The organism is Bacteroides ndongoniae (genome assembly GCF_900108345.1).
Lineage (GTDB): Bacteria > Bacteroidota > Bacteroidia > Bacteroidales > Bacteroidaceae > Bacteroides > Bacteroides ndongoniae.
In genome coordinates, this window is sequence record NZ_FNVV01000014.1 from 1,543,167 (window position 1) to 1,561,938 (window position 18,772).

General features: G+C 38.7%; 20 protein-coding genes. 7 read left to right on the plus strand and 13 right to left on the minus strand.

Annotated features, from left to right (window positions below; genetic code table 11):
• Positions 1–90 precede the first annotated feature (90 nt).
• Positions 91–1,677 (plus strand): IS21 family transposase, encoded by a 1,587-nt coding sequence (istA, locus tag BQ5591_RS17170; protein ID WP_235817107.1) that lies wholly within the window; start codon positions 91–93, stop codon positions 1,675–1,677.
• 6 nt (positions 1,678–1,683) lie between these two features.
• Positions 1,684–2,406, plus strand: coding sequence for an IS21-like element helper ATPase IstB (gene istB / locus BQ5591_RS17175; RefSeq protein WP_071150800.1), 723 nt, complete (start codon positions 1,684–1,686; stop codon positions 2,404–2,406).
• A 43-nt stretch (positions 2,407–2,449) separates the two neighbouring features.
• On the opposite strand, the gene BQ5591_RS17180 is transcribed toward istB, so the two are convergent.
• A complete protein-coding gene (locus BQ5591_RS17180; RefSeq protein ID WP_071150255.1) occupies positions 2,450–2,794 on the minus strand; it encodes a hypothetical protein in 345 nt (114 codons plus the stop codon).
• 275 nt (positions 2,795–3,069) lie between these two features.
• Here BQ5591_RS17180 and tssD point away from each other — a divergent pair, with 275 nt between their 5' ends.
• Positions 3,070–3,459, plus strand: a complete 390-nt coding sequence (gene tssD, locus BQ5591_RS17185) for a type VI secretion system tube protein TssD (protein ID WP_071150256.1) — start codon at positions 3,070–3,072, stop codon at positions 3,457–3,459.
• Between the two features lie 132 nt (positions 3,460–3,591).
• Here tssD and BQ5591_RS17190 read toward each other — a convergent pair whose 3' ends face one another.
• The 6 genes from BQ5591_RS17190 to BQ5591_RS17220 all read right to left on the minus strand — a co-directional run bounded on the left by BQ5591_RS17190 (position 3,592) and on the right by BQ5591_RS17220 (position 10,150).
• On the minus strand, positions 3,592–5,085 hold the full coding sequence (locus tag BQ5591_RS17190; protein WP_071150257.1) for an OmpA family protein: 1,494 nt from the start codon (positions 5,083–5,085) through the stop codon (positions 3,592–3,594).
• 51 nt (positions 5,086–5,136) lie between these two features.
• Positions 5,137–6,591 (minus strand): MobV family relaxase, encoded by a 1,455-nt coding sequence (mobV, locus tag BQ5591_RS17195; protein ID WP_071150258.1) that lies wholly within the window; start codon positions 6,589–6,591, stop codon positions 5,137–5,139.
• Positions 6,592–6,813: 222 nt separating this feature from the next.
• On the minus strand, positions 6,814–7,647 hold the full coding sequence (locus BQ5591_RS17200) for a MarR family transcriptional regulator (protein WP_071150259.1): 834 nt from the start codon (positions 7,645–7,647) through the stop codon (positions 6,814–6,816).
• Between the two features lie 577 nt (positions 7,648–8,224).
• Positions 8,225–8,620: a hypothetical protein gene (locus tag BQ5591_RS17210; RefSeq protein ID WP_071150261.1), complete on the minus strand. Its 396-nt coding sequence runs from the start codon at positions 8,618–8,620 to the stop codon at positions 8,225–8,227.
• Between the two features lie 11 nt (positions 8,621–8,631).
• A complete protein-coding gene (locus BQ5591_RS17215; protein WP_071150262.1) occupies positions 8,632–9,078 on the minus strand; it encodes a hypothetical protein in 447 nt (148 codons plus the stop codon).
• Between the two features lie 25 nt (positions 9,079–9,103).
• Positions 9,104–10,150: a hypothetical protein gene (locus BQ5591_RS17220; RefSeq protein ID WP_071150263.1), complete on the minus strand. Its 1,047-nt coding sequence runs from the start codon at positions 10,148–10,150 to the stop codon at positions 9,104–9,106.
• A gap of 235 nt (positions 10,151–10,385) precedes the next feature.
• On the opposite strand from BQ5591_RS17220, the gene BQ5591_RS17225 reads away from it, so the two are divergent.
• Entirely contained in the window at positions 10,386–11,018 is a 633-nt protein-coding gene (locus tag BQ5591_RS17225; RefSeq protein WP_071150264.1) for a recombinase family protein, read from the plus strand.
• A gap of 114 nt (positions 11,019–11,132) precedes the next feature.
• On the opposite strand, the gene BQ5591_RS17230 is transcribed toward BQ5591_RS17225, so the two are convergent.
• Together BQ5591_RS17230 and BQ5591_RS17235 are read right to left on the minus strand one after the other, a co-directional pair.
• Complete coding sequence (locus tag BQ5591_RS17230) at positions 11,133–11,621, minus strand: SLOG family protein (RefSeq protein WP_071150265.1); 489 nt, start codon at positions 11,619–11,621, stop codon at positions 11,133–11,135.
• A 2-nt stretch (positions 11,622–11,623) separates the two neighbouring features.
• Positions 11,624–12,163 carry a phosphoribosyltransferase gene (locus BQ5591_RS17235; protein ID WP_235817108.1) on the minus strand — a complete coding sequence of 180 codons (540 nt, stop codon included), beginning with the start codon at positions 12,161–12,163 and terminating at the stop codon, positions 11,624–11,626.
• 365 nt (positions 12,164–12,528) lie between these two features.
• Here BQ5591_RS17235 and BQ5591_RS17240 point away from each other — a divergent pair, with 365 nt between their 5' ends.
• The gene (locus BQ5591_RS17240; RefSeq protein ID WP_071150267.1) at positions 12,529–12,873 is read left to right on the plus strand and encodes a hypothetical protein; all 345 of its coding nucleotides are present in this window, start codon (positions 12,529–12,531) and stop codon (positions 12,871–12,873) included.
• Between the two features lie 240 nt (positions 12,874–13,113).
• Here the strand turns inward: BQ5591_RS17240 and BQ5591_RS17245 are convergent, their stop codons facing one another.
• The 3 genes from BQ5591_RS17245 to BQ5591_RS17255 form a co-directional block, all read right to left on the minus strand.
• Positions 13,114–13,533, minus strand: coding sequence for a DUF4313 domain-containing protein (locus tag BQ5591_RS17245; protein WP_071150268.1), 420 nt, complete (start codon positions 13,531–13,533; stop codon positions 13,114–13,116).
• Positions 13,534–14,003: 470 nt separating this feature from the next.
• Entirely contained in the window at positions 14,004–15,116 is a 1,113-nt protein-coding gene (locus BQ5591_RS17250; RefSeq protein WP_083381018.1) for a M12 family metallopeptidase, read from the minus strand.
• Positions 15,117–15,157: 41 nt separating this feature from the next.
• Positions 15,158–15,529 carry a DUF4377 domain-containing protein gene (locus BQ5591_RS17255; RefSeq protein WP_071150270.1) on the minus strand — a complete coding sequence of 124 codons (372 nt, stop codon included), beginning with the start codon at positions 15,527–15,529 and terminating at the stop codon, positions 15,158–15,160.
• Between the two features lie 141 nt (positions 15,530–15,670).
• On the opposite strand from BQ5591_RS17255, the gene BQ5591_RS17260 reads away from it, so the two are divergent.
• Together BQ5591_RS17260 and BQ5591_RS17265 are read left to right on the plus strand one after the other, a co-directional pair.
• Entirely contained in the window at positions 15,671–16,909 is a 1,239-nt protein-coding gene (locus BQ5591_RS17260; RefSeq protein WP_071150271.1) for an aminotransferase class I/II-fold pyridoxal phosphate-dependent enzyme, read from the plus strand.
• A 1-nt stretch (position 16,910) separates the two neighbouring features.
• Positions 16,911–17,630 (plus strand): TetR/AcrR family transcriptional regulator, encoded by a 720-nt coding sequence (locus BQ5591_RS17265; protein ID WP_071150272.1) that lies wholly within the window; start codon positions 16,911–16,913, stop codon positions 17,628–17,630.
• Positions 17,631–17,979: 349 nt separating this feature from the next.
• On the opposite strand, the gene BQ5591_RS17270 is transcribed toward BQ5591_RS17265, so the two are convergent.
• On the minus strand, positions 17,980–18,399 hold the full coding sequence (locus tag BQ5591_RS17270) for a DUF4313 domain-containing protein (RefSeq protein WP_071150273.1): 420 nt from the start codon (positions 18,397–18,399) through the stop codon (positions 17,980–17,982).
• Between the last annotated feature and the right edge of the window lie 373 nt (positions 18,400–18,772).

The window sequence follows — 18,772 nt, forward strand, 5'->3', positions numbered from 1 at the left end:
CCAATTTAGCGGTAAAACTGGATGGATTAAGCCGTTCAGAGTGGGTGGGGATGCTCCGTTTTCGGCATCATGGCAGGAACAACAAAGGATATGAGTCTCATAAAACAAGTACTCCAGCTCAAGCAGGCCGGAGAATCCAACCGCGGTGTAAGCCGCAAGTTACCGATTGATAAGGAAACCGTCAACGGTTATGTGAATACAGTAAAAGCCAACGGATGGAACATCAGCGACCTCCTTGAGATTGACGATCCCGAGTTGGAAAGGATGTTCCATGCCGGTTCTCCGGCATATACGGACAGGAGAATGGAAGAGTTCCTGAGTCTGCTGCCCAGATACAGGGAACTGCTGACGGATCCCAAATCCCATGTAAGCCGGCAGGTCCTGTTCGATGAATACCGTACGACCCATCCCGACGGTTACGGCAAGTCCCAGTTCTATTATCATCTGAAGCAGAATCTCGTCGCCAGAAAGGATGTTACAGCCGTACTGGCCAGCACCTACAAACCGGGTGAGAAACTTATGGTGGACTTTGCCGGTGACAAGCTCAGCTATGTGGATGCCGAAACCGGAGAAGTCATAAAGGTGGAGGTGTTTGTCGCCTGTATGCCTTACAGCGACTATACCTATGTGACATGTGTACCTTCACAGAAAACGGAGGACTTCCTGTATGCCATAAGGATGTGTCTGGAACATCTGGGCGGCGTGCCTCCCATACTGACTCCCGACAATCTCAAATCGGCGGTAATCAGCAATGACAGGCATGAGCCGAAGCTGAACAAGGCTCTTGAGGACATGGGCAACTACTACCATTTTGTAGTGCTGCCATGTGACCCTGCATCGCCCACCCAGAAGGCTCTGGTAGAGGACTCTGTAAGAATCACATACAACCGTATTTATGCCAGACTGCGTAGCCACACCTTCCATTCACTCATGGAACTGAACCGTGCCGTATGGGAACTGATGGAAAGGCACAACCGGACACGTATGCAGAAGCGTCCCTACAGCCGTGAGGAGCGCTTTCATGCCATGGAGAAGGAGCTGCTGAAACCCTTGAAACCGGAGCCTTATGAGATGCGCCTGTATGCCGACCTGAAAGTACAGGCAAACTGCCATGTGGAACTGAGACAGGACAAGGTGACCCATTTCTACTCCGTACCCTATATCCATGTAGGAAAACAGGCAAGAGTAGTCTTTACGCGTTCATGGGTAAAGGTCTATGTGGAGCAGAAACTGGTAGCCTCACACATCCGCAGCCATACATACGGCTATACCACAGTCAGGGAACATCTCGCATCCAGCAGCAGGGCAATCATGGAACGTTCGGCGGCCTATTATGTGGAGAAAGCGAAAGACATATCGCCTGACTGCCATGAGTATGTAAAGAGAATCTTTGACCCAAAACGTACCACACAGCCTGAAGAGGTGTATTACAAGCTGTGCAACTCCATAGTCAGCCTCAGACGGAAGTACGACCTGGCCACTTTTGACCTTACCTGCCGCCAGTGCATGGAGTACGGTATTTACTCCTACAGCAAGTTTGAAGCCATACTCAGGCGTAACGGTATGAACGCATCTGCCGACGAGACGGTAATCTTCCACGCGCCTATACCGGCAAACCACGGAAACATGCGTGGAAGAAGCTATTTTACAGGAAATGACATGAACAAACAACAATAAATGATTATGAGCAACGAAACAGAAAGAACACTGCACGAGCTGAAGCTTCCGGGAATGGCAAGCTGCTGGAGCTCCCTGGAAGAAACACATCAGTTGGACAAGCTTACCCTGCGTGAAGGCATGCAGATCATGCTCCAGCACGAGCGTGACACGAGAGGAAACAACCGCATACAGCGTCTTATAAAGAATGCCGGCTTCCGTCTGAGAGCCTCGATGGAAGAACTGGAAACAGACACGGCAAGGGGAATACAGGCCTGCTCTGCAGCCGACCTTGCGACCGGAAATTACATCACGGGCGGAATGACGGTCATCATTACCGGACCGGCAGGAACAGGAAAGTCCTACTTCGCCTGTGCCTTGGGTGACAGGGCATGCAGGAACGGCCGGAAGGTACTGTACTTCACGATGAACATGCTCATCGAGAACCTGAAGCTTGTACACCTGGAAGGACGGGAGACAAACTTCTTCCGTAAGCTGAATGCACATGACCTTCTGATCATAGATGATTTTGGGATGGTCAAGCTGGACGGACAAGTACAGCATGACTTTGAACAGATCATAGATGACCGGTACAACCGGAAAGCACTCATTCTGGCCAGTCAGCTTCCCGTTGCAGACTGGTATGATGTGTTCCAAAGCGAGCTCATTGCAGAAGCCTGTCTGGACAGAATCGTGCATAAGGCAATAAAATTTGACCTCAAAGGAGAGAGCCTAAGAAAGAAGTATTAACTTTGCCAACGATACTGAATACTAACTGGGGACTGAACGGATATCACCGGAAATGCTGAACGGGTATCCACCGGAATATGCAAATATAAATCATATTGTAAGTCTCACATATAGAAGCAACAAGTGCCTGCTTATTTCTCGATTTCTCTCCATGCCAGTAAGGAAAAATTATATCATTTTTATGTAATGTAGCTTTTTCTAAAAATAGTGCAGGATTATTATATAAAACAACATTGTTGAATATTTTCTTCATGCTATCAATTAAACTGTCAACATTGCTTTTTTGGGCTCTATCTGGTTCTCTGCTGTAAATTCCAACAGATTCTTTGGAATAGCATATATTATCAGCAATTATAACAATTGTATCAAAGTCTTTTCTAGTAATCATAATTTTAAGTTATCAGTTGTTCGTATATAGCAAAGATACAAAATCAGTGTAATTCTACGATATCTTTATCTTTATTTCTTTTTATCTACCACAAGAATAGCTATTTTCATGACTTTTCAAACTAAAAACATACCTTTTTCCCAAAACTGTTTGGAAGAAATACATTTTCATTCTATATTTGTTTTTTGAGACATCCTTTTTATTTTTCGAAAGCGGGGCTCTGCTTTAATCAGAATGTTATTAATCCTGATTCATAACCATTAAACAACAATAGTATGGGAGCATTGAGAGCAACCGTAAGTATGCGTGGAAGAGAAATAGATATTCTTTTTTCTCACATTGAATTCAGTCGCAAGACAGATAATAAAGGCAGACCTGTAACATCTGTTATAGGAGGAAGACTAACATTCAGCATAGAGGCCACAAAGGATACAGAAATTCTTGAATCAATGGTGAACAGCCAATTCAAACCCGTCAGTGGGAAAATCACTTTATACAGAACTGATGACAATTCCGTCTTTAGAACTATTGAGTTCAGATGTGCCTATATAGTTTTTTACAAGGAAGTATTTAACGTGGACAAAAAGCGACCACTCTTTACAACAATAACACTCTCAGCCGACAGCCTGATCGTTGGAAATGCTTTTTTGACCAACAGCTGGTAATTGTCTGCTCATAACATAATTTTCTTATTATACAAAACGAATGAAAGCAGGGTCAAAAACAAAATCCGGCCCTGCTTTCTGATCAACCACAAAACTTAACAATCAGACAATCCTTCTCTATACTTATTTTTCCTACATTCCAGAAGCCCTCACTATATCCGGAACAAGCAGTTCAACTTTAGTGTTTCTGTTAGCCTCTGTAGGCAAATAATCTGATATGCCACCTTTACTATCCACAATTATTTTTTCAGCTTTTACACCCCGGCATTGCAGTTGCTCCGAGATATAATTGGCCCTTGTCAGACTCAACGAGTCATTGATAGCAAAGCTCCCTGTTTCCTTATCAGCCGCACCAGTAACCTTTACACACAAATCGTATTTAACGGCAACTCGGGCTAACGCATCAAGATTAATGGATTGTGACCTATCGGTAAGCTGTACCGAATTTAAATTGAAAAAGAAATATACAGGTGAACCAATGATTCCATTAGAAAAACAACCGGCATATTTTTTCATATATGCAGAATCTACTTCCGAAAAATATTTTGGTTCCAATTCTTCAGCAGTACATACCCCCTGAGTATTATTGTCATTTGAACACAGGCTATCTCTCGGAAACGTTACAGGAATCTGACTTGAACTTTCGTCAACCGATTTGCCATTCCATTTCTTATTCTTCAATCTTGCCAAAAGCGAGTTCAAACCACTATAATTATTTACAGGGTAAGTGTGTCCGGCATGTTCACAACTATCGGCAAAAAGATGGGAATACTTATCGAGTAATCCTTCTATCTCCATAATTTTTTTCAGTTCAATCAAAGTCCGTTTGTTCTTCTCATTCTTACCGGCATAGTAACGGTTTTCCGCTGAAAGAGAATTGGCATATCCAACCAATTGTTCATTCATTCGCATATAAGGTCCGGCATCAACAACACGTTTCCATCCTGTTTTTCCAATAGAGAATGACAATCCCGTTGTAAGCAGAAGCATATTGTCTCCTGGACGATTCGGACGGCCTAAACCATCGAAATTCTGAAAGGTAGTCATGCCAGAAAGTTCCATAAGCAGACTTACTCTTTTGGAGAGTTTATATTGTCCCTGGATGCCATAAGACAGAGCAAAAGGATTATTACCATTGGTAGCGTGATGTATCATTCCGACACCTGCAAAAGGAGCGACAGTCCATCGTACCTGTTCCTGTCTGGCATACCTGCGCCCAAATATATTCCACATCAGATCCGCATGGACATAATGATACTTCTGATCGGACAACAAACCATCTTTAAATGCCATCCCATTATAATTGATACGGCCGCCTACAGCCGGAGTAAACCATTTGCCTACAGCAAAACTGTAGGCCGGCTTCATACGGCCAAACAAATCATCACACCCCAACGGTGTTCCAAGAAATGCATTCAATCCACCTGCAACCGTGACAAACCAGTTGCCGCTTCTACCTGCCGGAACAAGCACACCATCAAGCCAGGTTGGCTCCAGAGGTTGTAAAATCTCCTGGCTATACTCACGCGATTTACATTGTACAGTATCTGTATAATGGTATTGCTCACTTGCATACGTTTGTATCGTACATAACGTAACAAAACAAATAGTAATCAGTTTTATCATATTCGAATTAATTATGAGTTAAAAAATTACCTAACGACAATTCTTTGCCAATTAACGCTTAGGTTTCTTGCCACTGGCAGGACGCATCATACGTGATGCCATCCTCATGCAACGCCGTGCCCAGGCACGGTTGTCCTCGTCTTCATCACGTCCCCATTTGAGATCGCTTCCACCACCTCCACCACCATGTGTTTCGGCAAAAGTAGTGGCATCATCCACCATTCCGAGAAACAGCATTGTAGCACATTGCATGACTTCAGTACCGCGTTCTGCTACAGATCGGACAAGTGAATCGTCAAAAATCTGCCGTTCTGAAAGAGGCAACCTTGCCGATAAGCCACGATGTTCGTTAACCATTTCTTCCAGCATTGCGTCTTTAAGCAAACTGTCCACTTTAGAATGTACATCACGAGAATACCGATAAGCTTCTTCTTTCAGCTCTTCTGTCCGCTCTTTAATGGCATTCATATTCTCCCTTAAATCAGAGAGCTGTCTATCAGCGACATCAAGCTTTTCCTGCTTGTCTGCCAGTTTCAATTGAATAGCAGCCAATTCTTTTTCAAGCCGTTCTTTCTGTTCCGAAATGGCAGAAGCATCGCCCTTTTGTTCCTTCAATTCATTTTCCAATGATGACAGCTGAGCCTGCTTTTTCTCCATATCATGCTTTAGATTCTCTACCATGGAGGTAAGGCCCTTCACTCTTCGTTCTGCCAATCTTATATCAGACTGGAGTGAAGCTAAGACAGCCTTATGGCGTTCAATCTGTTCTTCTTTAGTTGTACACTCTTCGGAAAGCATACGTCGGTATTCTTCCGTGGATCTGTGCTTAGCACCTGTCTCCGAAATACTTGTACCTCGTGACATTCCCCATTTTCTGTTCACCTCCGCAAAATCACTGTGAAGCTGCTTCATTCGTTCGCTATATTCAAACTTATCCTTTCCCGCAAAAATTTCTTTGTATGCAAACCGCCCATTTTTGATTGGCAAAAGCGTACAATGGACGTGCGGGTTCAGCTCATCGAGATGTACAACAAAAGCTGCAATGTTCTCCTCTCCATATTTATCAGAAACAAATGAATAAACGTCTTTTGCCCATTGTTCAATTTCCGGCTTTCTTACAATATGGGAGTTATCACTATCTTTGGAAAAATCCACATTCTGATTGCCGAAAGCAAGTTCCTGCATACGCTCTCTTGAACCACCAAAAATAATGTTGACCACTGTACGGTATTTAGGTTCCGCCAGTCCTTCATTAGGGTCCTTTATTCCACGGCTACGCAACAATACCGCCATCCGGTCCGGGATGCTGCGGCTGGTATCTACCTGCTGCACCTTTCCACCGCGAACAATCTCAAAATTGAGGCGTTCACGTGTAGGATCATAGTTTCCCTTGCTCATGGCATATTCTGTGGCTTTTGCGCTACGGCAACGCAGATGCTCATTGCTTTGCGCCCTGGTAATGCCTTTTGATACATGTACATCAAGTACCTGTTTTGCTTTAACCATACTACAATTCTATTAATTCAGGATAATCCATGTGTCCCAGCTTGCTGCTTGTCTGGACACCTCTCCCGGTGACGTAAGTCACCAGGGGTATTAGGCTCCCCCTTCCCTCTGTTTCGTGGCAGACGGGCAAGCCCGGATGCCATTTACAAAAGGTAGTACGCCATACTGCCGAAACAATAAGAAATATCCGTAGTTATACAATCATTTGAAATCGGTTAGAACTCAGATAACCTCCTGCGATTTTGCAAGCAATGAAAGAAAAGGGGAACGAAGGGATTTGAGTTCTTTTTTTATTGGAGAATCTGTATCAGCTCCATTTTCTGTTCCGGTTACTACAAGTTCTGCAAGAGTCTTGCATAACTCAAGAAAATTATCCCATTGACCACAACAATCATTCTGGAAAAACTCCTGTAACGGCTTCCTTTCATCAAACCTTGATTTTCTCAAGACCTTTTGTAATGCGGCAAAGGCAATACAACTCATTGTTATTTCCCTAATTTCGTTTTGCTGTTCACAATAAGAAGCCGACTCATCTAAAACGGTACCAGATACCAAGAAGTCTTCTTTGTTGAACAATACACCTGTTTTCTGTTGTATTATCTCAGTACATGATTTACCTGTCATGACTGAATCTGTTTTGCCAACAATCCAATTGGACAATGCTTCCATCAAGCGTATGGTAAAAGCTGATTCTTCGTGTACATTATCAGCCTTCTCTTCCTGTTCATGCAATGCCATTGTGATTACTACACTTTTTGCCAACTTAACCCTTTTCAATTGCCCCATTTCCTCAAGGGTGTCCAAAAACGAACGTACAGTAGCACGATGCCAACGCCATTCCGTTGCAAGGTCAGATATGGTCACATGACACTGATGCGGCTCAAGTGCATAATCCACTCTTCTTAAAAAAGGGGAAATAAAACCATTTTGTGACTTGTCCAATAAATCACAATATGCTTCCGTTCGTGTTTTCCTTTCACCTACTTTTTCTTTAAGGAAGTCAAAGACCTCCACGTCCGCTACTATTGAAGCGGATAATTTTTGCTTATTTTTCATTCTGTCATGTTTTAATTGATTGATTTTTCATGCGGATGAACCCCAATGCCACTATCCGCAAAATCGTGGCTTTATGCGTGATGATAATTGTAATAGCTTTTGATCAGCTCATCAGGATGTTTCAATAAATTTTGGACATTATCCGTATCCTGACATTCGGATATAACCTTTGATGATGGGTAAAAAAGAGATGCCGTAAGAAATAGGACAATACTAATCGACAGTGTGTACAACTGTGGTATGGCAACAGCAACCAATGCCATTATAGACAAAATGACAACTGTCCTTATGCGGTCATGTACATCTTTCATCCATCGGTCAGACCATTTGAAGGAAAACATCATTATACAAAATATTGTCGATAACATAATGCCCAACCTGTCCTTCAGCAAAAATGTACTGTCGTAATGAAATAGTAGCAGCAAAAGAAGCCAGAATCGAACATAGAACTTTCGTGCCTTGACATTCATAGCCATTATCAAATAGAAATGTGTCATTATACGTCCTTTGTTCCTGTACAAAGCAACAGGTACAACGACCGGTATTAAAAGGAAAATGAAATGTAAGATAATCCAAGTCATAGTTTGTATATTTCTGGAATTGTAAAAATGGAATATTTATCTAGTTCTAATCGTACAAGGCCATATGTGGCCATTTGGATGATAACCTCGGTATCTTTGGCAGTCAGACTATCGGGATGCCTTTTAATGCGCTGTTTGAACAGAGGATCTTTTTTACGATAAGCTGCCAATGCCTTATCCAAATCATTCTCGGGAATTATCCAAGTCGTTCCTTTTTTATATGCACCATTGGAACGGTATGCTTTCAGCATCAGGTTCCGTGAAACCCAGTATCCTGTTCGTCCATATCCTTTGATGAGCTGCTCCTTGTAAAGATTGTCATTGACCACTTCTATCCAAGTTTGGTTGGCATCAATCCAATAAACAAGCCGCTTGTATAAAGTATGTCGCATTCTGTGTAGACTTACATAAAATCTAGCAATATGTCTTCCTTCTCCTTCTTGTATTTGAAAGTTCCTCCTTTGGAATGCACATCAAGATCAAGACACAAATCACCATACATCTGTTCTAATGAATCATACACAGTAGCTGTGATGAAAGTTACCATTCCCTTATCATCTGTCCGTGCATTCATCTTAAACATCTGGCCAAATGAAGGATTGGAATAAGCACAAGTGCAATGACCAAACTTTTCAGACAGCATAGGAATATGATGATAAAGGGTTATCAACTCCATATCATCCTCAAACATATCCATTACTTCTTCCAATTCATACGGATCTCTTAGAGGGAATGTCAGTAATACATAATCGCCATAAAACTTTGGCTCCTCCATTGTTGTCACATCAAGCAGTTGTGGCAGTTGGAGTGGAACAAACGATAAAAAATCATCCAAAAAATGTCTCAGCATAATACCTAATATATCAAAATAGAATTTATAATGAACTTATGAATATATCAATAAGCATACCCGGCAGATCATTCAATCTTTTATCCTCAGTTTCCAGAGTTGCTGCCAGTATCTCAAAAGCTCTGGGAATGCAGGCTGCCATATCATACAGCTCTTCTTTTTCTCTATGTGAAAGCACTGCTGTATTTAAATAATCCAAGGAAGCATAAGGCTGTAGAATCATGTAGATATAGGCCCAAGCCTGTTGCTTGTTCTTCACTTTTCCTTGGTGTATGTCTTCCAGACACATCCGGACATTCTGAATTAACCTACGATTGGTTCGCATTGCTATATATACCATAGCATCAGTGTAGGTTATGTCATGGCAACCGTATTTAGAAAAAACGAAAGAATAACATTTATCCGTATTTCTGGCGATATCAGTTATGTCCATATCATTCAACTCACTCATATATGGGAGAAATGATCTGAATACTATATCTTCTTTTTCAATGAAGTTCTTAAGTTCATCTATGTTATGAATACCCTTATTCAGCGTCTCTTTCAAAAGGGAACGATAAATAGTCAAGATACCATTTCGGCCCTCTTTATGAGTTGCATGCTTATCCAAAGAACTAAAAAATGGTCTTATCTTGTCAACTGAAGATTGAAGTTCTTTAATAGAATCGTATGGCGATAAACGCTCTTTAATTATAAGCACCTCTTTATAGGTGCGAGGGACTTCCATAACTAATCGAGAAAACTCCATGCGAATGGAATCATATAAAAGAGCACAGTCTATCTGTGCTGTAGAATGAGCCTTTATTGTATCTTGACTGATAAGTACCGATACGGTATCTTTAAGTTTCTGCCAATCGTTAACATACAATATAAGGTCGCTCACTGATATATTTTCAATTTTACGCACTTTGTTCAAGTAAGTCTTGTATTTTGTGACAGGATCATTTACACTATCAACAATGTTTTTTCCATTTTTTCCGCTGCAAGAAATAAACAGCAAGATGGAAAATAAAATGGGCGCAAATCTGTTTATCAAGCCCATGATTTCAAAGTATGATTTTTTAATTTTCATATTCTTAATTCATATTTTACTATGCAAATCTATATATTATTTTCAGGAAACAATGCATCAAAAAACAGATTTTGATTTAATTGTACTATCATATTCAATAGTTTGATTTACAATGATAAAAAGAGAAAGAATAAATGATTAGAATCGACGATTTTCAAAATTTCATTAAAGTATGATTTAATACAGAATAAAACTTCTATATTTGCAATTGTTATCAATAACATCAACTAAATATATGGCAAAAGTAGGTTACATTTTTATGGCAAACCAGTATGATATGCTTGAGGCAGACAAGGAATGGATGCTACAATATGGATGTGTACAAGTATTTGAGGAATCTACCGATCATGAGATTTTGCGTCCTCTATGGAAACAACTGATGGCCAGTATTGAGAGAGGAGATGAAATAGTTGTATCGAAGTTCAGTAATGCAGTACGTGGTACACGTGAATTGGCAACGTTCCTTGAACTATGTCGTATAAAAGATGCACGCATTATTTCCATACATGACGGGATAGATACCAAAGATGAATTATTCCCGGATACAAAAGTATCAGATGTTATTAAAATGTTTGGTTCTCTTCCTGAAGAAATTGCTGCCTTACGCAAGTCATCTTCGCATATAATGCATTTGCAACAATACATTAAGCAACCCTCTAAAACCGGAGGATCCATATCTAAAACAGAGCGTGAAAGAATGATAGTTGACATGTACAACAACGGACATTCCATTGATGATATTTTTGAAATGAGCGGATTCAGTAGCAGAAGTTCCGTTTTTCGCATTCTCAATAAATATGGTGTAAAGTTAAACCGGGGAAAATTCAGTGGGCCACGCAATAAAAACAAGAAAAATAAACCGGAATAAATGTTAGCGTTGACATTTAAAAGAGGGAATAGTCTTCAGCCACTAAGTCCTTCAAAGAATTATTAACATTAAAGGACTTAGTGGCCTCGAAAAGTACTCTTATGAGAACGACCCTTAATGATAAAGGTTTATCACCCATAAACTTTTCGCCTGGGCTTTTCTGACCGTATAGAAAGTTCCTCCCTTTGGCTTTCCGTCATAATAGGCAACTATCCCACATGAATGATTTACCAAATAATCATTTCGACGAAAAAAACAGCCTCCAAAATAATTTTCACTCAATATGACAACGTCATCAGCTTTTGATATTACACGTTTATATTTTGCTTGCTCAATCAAATTCCATTTTTCAGACTGCCCCCTATATGGGAGTACACAAATTAATCGAATGGCTGGCAACTCACCTTTCAAAGACAATACAACTTCGGCTGCCAAAAGGTCAAATCCCCAAGCTGCACCACAATAAAAGTCCAACATTCCTTCGTGATACAAATTCCTCACGCAAAAAGATAACCTTTGCCTTAACTCTCTGCGTTTAGAACACAAAATATCTCTGTGTCCTGTAAAAGCGACACCTTTATTACAAATTTTTGTTTTTTCCATATTTATTGGTATTTATAGTATGTACGACTCAAGAAGAGCCCTCCCAAAACATTTGCTCCCAAAAATTCCAAACGTTCGGCCAGCTCTGCATAACTCATTCCGGTAGTGACAACATCATCGTAAATCAGTACGTCTTTTTCCTTAAAGAAATCTTCATCAAATTTCATTAACCGTTCGGAAAAATCCACATGTGTTTTTTTCTTCCGGTTTTCGTGAACCGCCGGACGGTCAGCCAGAATCCGGATATGGGAAAATCCGTTCATAACACCTGCCAGACTGCTAACCTGCTCGCAGAAGAACCTGTACCTATTTTCGTTCTGTTCGCATGTACTTGCCGGAATACATACAAAAACAATACTTTTCACCTTATCACCAAATTCGTTCAGGAGATATGATGCGGTCATCTGTGCCACTTTAAGTGTGACTTCACGATTTGCATCCTTAAATCCCCATACGAGTTTACGGTTTTCGACTGCATCTTCCCCTACATTTCTGATGCGTACAGGGAAATATTTAACGAAGTGATACATTTTCTTTGCCAACTGCCTTTTCAGATTTTCGTTGATTGCTGCCATAGTCTCATTTGTTTAACTCCCTCTGCTTGCCGGCTTTCAGCCAGCCCATCGGGATATTTTCTGCCCATAGGGTGGGACTGCTGCAACAAGACAAATGAGGGCATGAACAAATACGCTCTGCATGTCAGAGGAAGATTTTTCATGAACAGGCAATCTGCCAGTGTCCCGGTTTGACGGTTGACAAAGGCAGCCCCACAATTTTGCAGGGAATATCCGAAAGAGCTGGCCAAACACAGGCAACCATGACGAATGGCAAGAAAAACAGGATACAGGCTTTGTACACCTTTGGAAAAAGCCTTAACTTTGCATGACTTTTACATCAGAAAACTATCATGGAGAATTATATAACAAAAGCTGCAGACGCCTTCCTTACAAGCCGTCCATACGGAATCAGACTTGATTTTAAACGTAAGGGATTTGTAATATTCAACTACCACATGAATTTACTGGGAAACGGTACCCCCTGTAACGTGGATTCACTACCACTGGAAATCTGCACTTTGGAAGATATACCGCAAACAGGTGAAAGAATTGTGAGAAACGGAGATATAATGGATATTTTTTTCTATGATGAAACAAGCAATCCATATACAGGATATGGCGTAGATCTGGAAAAGCTCAAAACATATAACAAATATATCTATCCATTAGCTTTAGCATTGAATAGAACCTTGTAACAACAGAACTTAACATAAACTTACAGACCACAACTTTGATAACATTCTTCTTTTCATCTAAAAGCCAAAAGTGAGGTTTTAGAAGTGGATAATAAAAACTGTAGATTCAAATATAACCGATAAAAACTATACGATACACAAACATACATTCAAAGGAATGTATAAAAGGGAAAAAATACAAAAGGAAAGTCTGCTTAAAAATTCCAGCCCCGATTATGGGGCTGAAAAACAGATGGAAAATCAAATACGGAAAAATTTATAAATTTCCGGATGCTCATCACAAAACCTCCTGTACTTATGAAAATTAATGCCACCTACGAAGTAGAATTCGGGATAAGAGGTGAAACCTGATGTTACAGAACGTTTCGTCTCTAAACCAAAGCCATTATCTACAAGCCAATCAATAATTGAAGAACCATTATTTTGGAGATCAACAAACTGGCAACAAAAGCCACGCGGATGCTTAGGAAAATTAATAGTAACAGTAGTTTCCTTTACGAATATGCCTTCCTTTAGATTCCACGAGAAAAGGGCCATGTAAATAGGGCTATCTTTACCCTCCAAATAATATGAAATAAGAGGAAATACCCACTTATCACACCATTTTAATAAAAAGAATTTGCAACCACCTACTTTAAAAACTTTTTTAACCATAATCATAAAAATTTAAGTTCAATTTTTCCCTATTATAATCCATTGTTTATCAATAGGGAGTAATTAATTCAATTTTACTGCTTAATATATGGATGCCAATATCTGCAAGGTTTATGACTGAAATACTCTTTTTCTTCAGGAAAAAGGAAGATTTCTGACATAACTGGAAGGGAACCTTGTAAAGATATGGCTGGCATCAATAAAACTTTGCAGTGAAATGAATGGCTACTCCCTATGTAAACAATGAATGTTGGAACAACAGCCATAATGAGAGTACCCCTGGAAATAAAAATGGAAAATTGAACGGGGCATAATGAATCCCGCAGACATTGATTTTATGTCAATGCCTGCGGGATTAAATAGAGGATCGTATGTGAATTATTCAGCAGACGGGTATCATCTGTTTGGCGTAATCTTGAATCTGAGAGGCTACCCTGATTTTAAATTCAGCCTCTACTAATTATACTCTTAAAACATTAAAATTCATTTGGAATACGTCCACCTGCAGGAGGATTGGGATTACCGTTGTTAAGTTGTGCTTGTAACTGTATTCTTTGTTCTTCTGTCAATCTGTTATTGTTACTATCATAAACGACATCATCTAACTCCCGATACACATCAGAACGTGCAGTATATGGTAAATAATAAGTATTTGGGAAACGTTTATCCAAATCACTCAAGCCATTTCTTTGAGCAGTAAATGTAGTACCATCTTTCTTGGTCATTGTTGGAATACTAGGATCTACAGCAAAATCATAAGATGAATACAACATTATTGATTCAAAATCAAAAGCTCCTGTACATAAATAGTTACTTGTTCGCTTTTCAAAATTATGTCTGTTATCAGAACTTACATTATTTATATTAACCGTGACATAATTATCCCTGTCATAACGGCATTGTTCATGTAATAATCCTATAGCATGGCCTATTTCATGTATTACACTTCCTACTGTACATCCATAAGGTACTAATGTCAAATCTTGTCTTCCATCAATACGCCCTACATAAGAAGCATTAGCATCTCCGTCGCAAAAATTAACATAAGGATAGGCAAAACCATAATCAGGATCAACTGTTGGTTGGTCTGTTGCATTATAAAATCTCACATTCGTATGAGCTTCCCAATACTCAAGTGCTTCCCTAATAAGAGACTTCGTATAAGGATTTAATGTCGTACCCGTACCACTTTTAGCATAAGTAAATCTTACCATAGCCCATAAATTATATGGAGTAGGATATATAGCTGTAGAACGTGAATTGACATCTTTAGGAACAGAAGCATATCCTGTCATAGGACTGGATAATAATGTACCTCTGTCACGTCCGATTTCTTGATCCTCTTGGAAAATATCTCCAGTCTTATCAAGTTGTTTTAATTGTGCATCTGACAGCATGACATCTCCCATCCAAAAATATTTCCCGTCTTTCAATTCAACGGTAGAACCCGACTTAAGAGTTATGATCTCACTTTCAGTAGATGTATTTTTCGCCAAATCTACTGTACTTTTACACAACTCATCATTTTCACATGAAGCCAACAGCAATAAAGCTGCCACTCCCATGAAATTTAAGCAATTCTTTCTCATAAAGCAGTTTTTCAAAGTTAAGGTTAAAAACAATAAAACAATTACTCTTTCGATATAATTTCTATAAGCTTATATATTACATCCATACCATCTGCCGGAGGATTACCCAAATGCGTTTTTTCAACCCTCAAATAATACTCAAATCCCTCTTCATATACAAATCCTTTAATACCATTAATAGATATTATAGTCCACTCATCATTTGGATGTTCCTTTATCTTTATACCTTCCAACGGTGCAAGTCCATTAGGATATTCTTGAGGATAATACTCCCCTTTTTCAGAAGCAACATATAAATTTACGACTTCACTCCAATCCTCATCATCTTCATTATCTAAGCAACTTGAACATAGTGCAGCAAAGAAACAAAGAATTATCAGATTCATCCATTTCAAATTAAATTTCATTCCCATATCTTTCTTATTTAATTACCCAATGCAAATATACAATTTATATTGTATATCCAATAAAATTTATAGGTATTTTTTTACTTTATGTTCAGAAACATAACTCTTTTCGTATATTTGTAATATACAATCTAAACTATACATTATATGAAAAAAACTTATTACTCATTAAAAGACTTTGAGCTATCTTTTGGGAAAAATGCTATTGAAAGAGCAGATGACTTTCAACAGTACATTGAACAACTAAATGCCTTTGGATGTAAAAGTTATTGGATAACTTCAAATTCTGGCATTGGAGCGACCATGAACATAGAAGGATTCGATGGATCTGTCATTGCATTTATATCCAATGACTATTTAGGTATGTCACAAAGAGACGAAACCAAACAGGCCGGCATAGATGCTATTAAAAAATATGGAACCGGTGCTTGCGCAGCACAGGTAATTGGCGGCTATCTTGATATTCATCAACAATTAGAAAAGGAAATTGCTTCATTCATAGGACAAGAAGACGCCATATTATTTTCTTCAGGATTTGGAGCAAATTCCGGTATCTTAAGAGCCTTGTTAGGTAAAAATGATATTGCATTAATAGACCCTTATATCCACACAAGTGCAATGGCAGGATTGAAAGGCACGAATGTAAAACGGATTGGGCATAATGATTTGGAATACCTTGAGATGGTTCTCAAAGATGTAAAAGACAAGTACCAGACCAAGTTGGTTATAATCGATGGAGTGTATTCACAAGATGGAGACTTATCCAAACTTCCGGAAATCATTAAATTATGCAACAAATATGAAGTTATGCTAATGATGGATGATGCACACGGCATAGGTGTGATGGGAGCTAATGGCAGGGGTACAGCAGAACATTATAATTGTTTAGGTCAAATAGATATTATTACCGGCACATTCAGCAAATCATTTGGCTGTGTAGGAGGATTTGCAGCAGCTTCAAGGAAGGTAATACAGTATTTGAGATTTTATGCGGACAGCAATGTGTTTTCAGCAGCCCCTACGCCACAAGTTACAGCATCCATATTAAAGGCTTTAGAGATTATAAAAAAAGAGCCTCAAATAAGAGCCAAACTTTGGGAAAACACGAATTATCTCAGAAGGCGATTGATAGAAGACGGATTCGACATAGGAAAATCCGTTTCCCCTATTTTTCCTATCATGATAAGAGATAATAAAAAGGTTTATGAAATAGCTAAAATATTGCAAGAAAAAGGTATCTTTACCATTGCCATTGTATATCCTGCAGTAAGGACAAAAGAAGCAAGATTAAGAGTCAGTGTACTTGCAACACATAAATTTGAACAGTTAGACGCTTTAGTCAATGCTCTCAATGATATAAATAAAATCATAAAAATAAAACAATAAAATGAAAGTTCGAAGAAAGAGAAGAAGTACAAAGGACATAGAGGAAAGTATTATTAATGCAGCAACCTGTTTAATTGAAAATGGAGGGTTCTCTAATTTAACAGTTACAGGTATTATACGACAAGCTGAAATTGAGCCTGTACAATTCTATAATAGATATGATGATTTGAATAGTTTTATAGACGAGTATGTAAAGAAATATGACTATTGGTTTAGTGATATTGTAAAGTCACAAAAACAGTCACATAACGATAAAGAACTGTATATAAACATCCTCATAGGTTTGTTTCAATCTCTATCGGGAAATAAGGTCATGCAAGAGCTTCTGAAATGGGAACTGTTTAGCAACAATGATACCAGTCAACGTACTGCCCAGTTACGAGAGCTGCATACGTTACCATTGAATAAAAAATTCTCAGATATATTCTCCAACTCAGATATTGATATCGTTTCTATATCAGCTTTAATAGTAGGGGGAATATATTATCTTATCTTACATGACGAACTTTCTCCGTTTAGTGGAATCAATTTAAAAATAGAATCTGACAGGAAAAAAGTTATTGAAGCTATCCGTAAATTGTCAGATATATTATTTGAACCTATATCTTCTCTGACCCTAAAAGACATAGATATTATAACTAAAATGAAGAAAGACAATATTCCTATTGAAAAGATAGCGTATTATACTGGCTTCACTAAGGAAATGATTATTTCTATCTAAAAAATTCGTCCAATAGAATGACTATCTATTGGACGAACAATATTAATATCAATCTGCATTTCACAAAATGGATATTTTCCCATACCGAGAAACGTCTTTTTGTAAAAGGCTTATAACATTTCGATACTTAACAAAATAATTTTTCAAAATAAAAGAATGGTATCTACTCAAAAATGAGACTTTGCTGCTGAAAAAATAAAAAAGTACATTCCGAATAGCTAACAAGAATTTAATATTTCAATAAAAGAAAAGGGAGACACGTATAAGTGGAGAAAAGAAAATATAACAGGATGGAAAGTCTGTTTAAAAATTCCAGCCCCGATTATGGGGCTGAAAAACAGATGGAAAATCAAATACGGAAAAATTTATAAATCTCCGGATGCTCATCACAAAACCTCCTGTACTTATGAAAATTAATGCCACCTACGAAGTAGAATTCGGGATAAGAGGTGAAACCTGATGTTACAGAACGTTTCGTCTCTAAACCAAAGCCATTATCTACAAGCCAATCAATCATTGAAGAACCATTATTCTGGAGATCAACAAACTGGCAACAAAAGCCACGCGGATGCTTAGGAAAATTAATAGTAACAGTAGTTTCCTTTACGAATATGCCTTCCTTCAGGTTCCACGAGAAAAGGGCCATGTAAATAGGGCTATCTTTACCCTCCAAATAATATGAAATAAGAGGAAACACCCACTTATCACACCATTTTAATAAAAAGAATTTGCAACCACCTACTTTAAAAACTTTTTTAACCATAATCATAAAATTTTAAGTTCAACTTTTCCCTATTATAATCCATTGTTTATCAATAGGGAGTAATTAATTCAATTTTACTGCTTAATATATGGATGCCAATATCTGCAAGGTTTATGACTGAAATACTCTTTTTCTTTAGGAAAAAGGAAGATTTCTGACATAACTGGAAGGGAACCTTGTAAAGATATGGCTGGCATCAATAAAACTTTGCAGTGAAATGAATGGCTACTCCCTATGTAAACAATGAATGTTGGAACAACAGCTATAATTGGAGTAATCATGGAAATAAAAAGAGAAGATGAAACCTACAAAGGGGTATAATAATTTCCACCGACATTGATGATACTAACCGGCAAAGAAGTATATGGGGAACTTCCGA

Coding starts and splice junctions, on each gene's coding strand:
- BQ5591_RS17230 (WP_071150265.1), bottom strand. CDS start 11,621: ATGGAAAAAACAAAAATTTGTAATAAAGGTGTCGCTTTTACAGGACAC.
- BQ5591_RS17180 (WP_071150255.1), bottom strand. CDS start 2,794: ATGATTACTAGAAAAGACTTTGATACAATTGTTATAATTGCTGATAAT.
- mobV (WP_071150258.1), bottom strand. CDS start 6,591: ATGGTTAAAGCAAAACAGGTACTTGATGTACATGTATCAAAAGGCATT.
- BQ5591_RS17245 (WP_071150268.1), bottom strand. CDS start 13,533: ATGATTATGGTTAAAAAAGTTTTTAAAGTAGGTGGTTGCAAATTCTTT.
- BQ5591_RS17225 (WP_071150264.1), top strand. CDS start 10,386: ATGGCAAAAGTAGGTTACATTTTTATGGCAAACCAGTATGATATGCTT.
- BQ5591_RS17270 (WP_071150273.1), bottom strand. CDS start 18,399: ATGATTATGGTTAAAAAAGTTTTTAAAGTAGGTGGTTGCAAATTCTTT.
- BQ5591_RS17255 (WP_071150270.1), bottom strand. CDS start 15,529: ATGGGAATGAAATTTAATTTGAAATGGATGAATCTGATAATTCTTTGT.
- BQ5591_RS17220 (WP_071150263.1), bottom strand. CDS start 10,150: ATGAAAATTAAAAAATCATACTTTGAAATCATGGGCTTGATAAACAGA.
- BQ5591_RS17250 (WP_083381018.1), bottom strand. CDS start 15,116: ATGAGAAAGAATTGCTTAAATTTCATGGGAGTGGCAGCTTTATTGCTG.
- BQ5591_RS17200 (WP_071150259.1), bottom strand. CDS start 7,647: ATGAAAAATAAGCAAAAATTATCCGCTTCAATAGTAGCGGACGTGGAG.
- BQ5591_RS17210 (WP_071150261.1), bottom strand. CDS start 8,620: ATGCGACATACTTTATACAAGCGGCTTGTTTATTGGATTGATGCCAAC.
- tssD (WP_071150256.1), top strand. CDS start 3,070: ATGGGAGCATTGAGAGCAACCGTAAGTATGCGTGGAAGAGAAATAGAT.
- BQ5591_RS17260 (WP_071150271.1), top strand. CDS start 15,671: ATGAAAAAAACTTATTACTCATTAAAAGACTTTGAGCTATCTTTTGGG.
- istB (WP_071150800.1), top strand. CDS start 1,684: ATGAGCAACGAAACAGAAAGAACACTGCACGAGCTGAAGCTTCCGGGA.
- BQ5591_RS17265 (WP_071150272.1), top strand. CDS start 16,911: ATGAAAGTTCGAAGAAAGAGAAGAAGTACAAAGGACATAGAGGAAAGT.
- istA (WP_235817107.1), top strand. CDS start 91: ATGAGTCTCATAAAACAAGTACTCCAGCTCAAGCAGGCCGGAGAATCC.
- BQ5591_RS17190 (WP_071150257.1), bottom strand. CDS start 5,085: ATGATAAAACTGATTACTATTTGTTTTGTTACGTTATGTACGATACAA.
- BQ5591_RS17215 (WP_071150262.1), bottom strand. CDS start 9,078: ATGCTGAGACATTTTTTGGATGATTTTTTATCGTTTGTTCCACTCCAA.
- BQ5591_RS17240 (WP_071150267.1), top strand. CDS start 12,529: ATGGAGAATTATATAACAAAAGCTGCAGACGCCTTCCTTACAAGCCGT.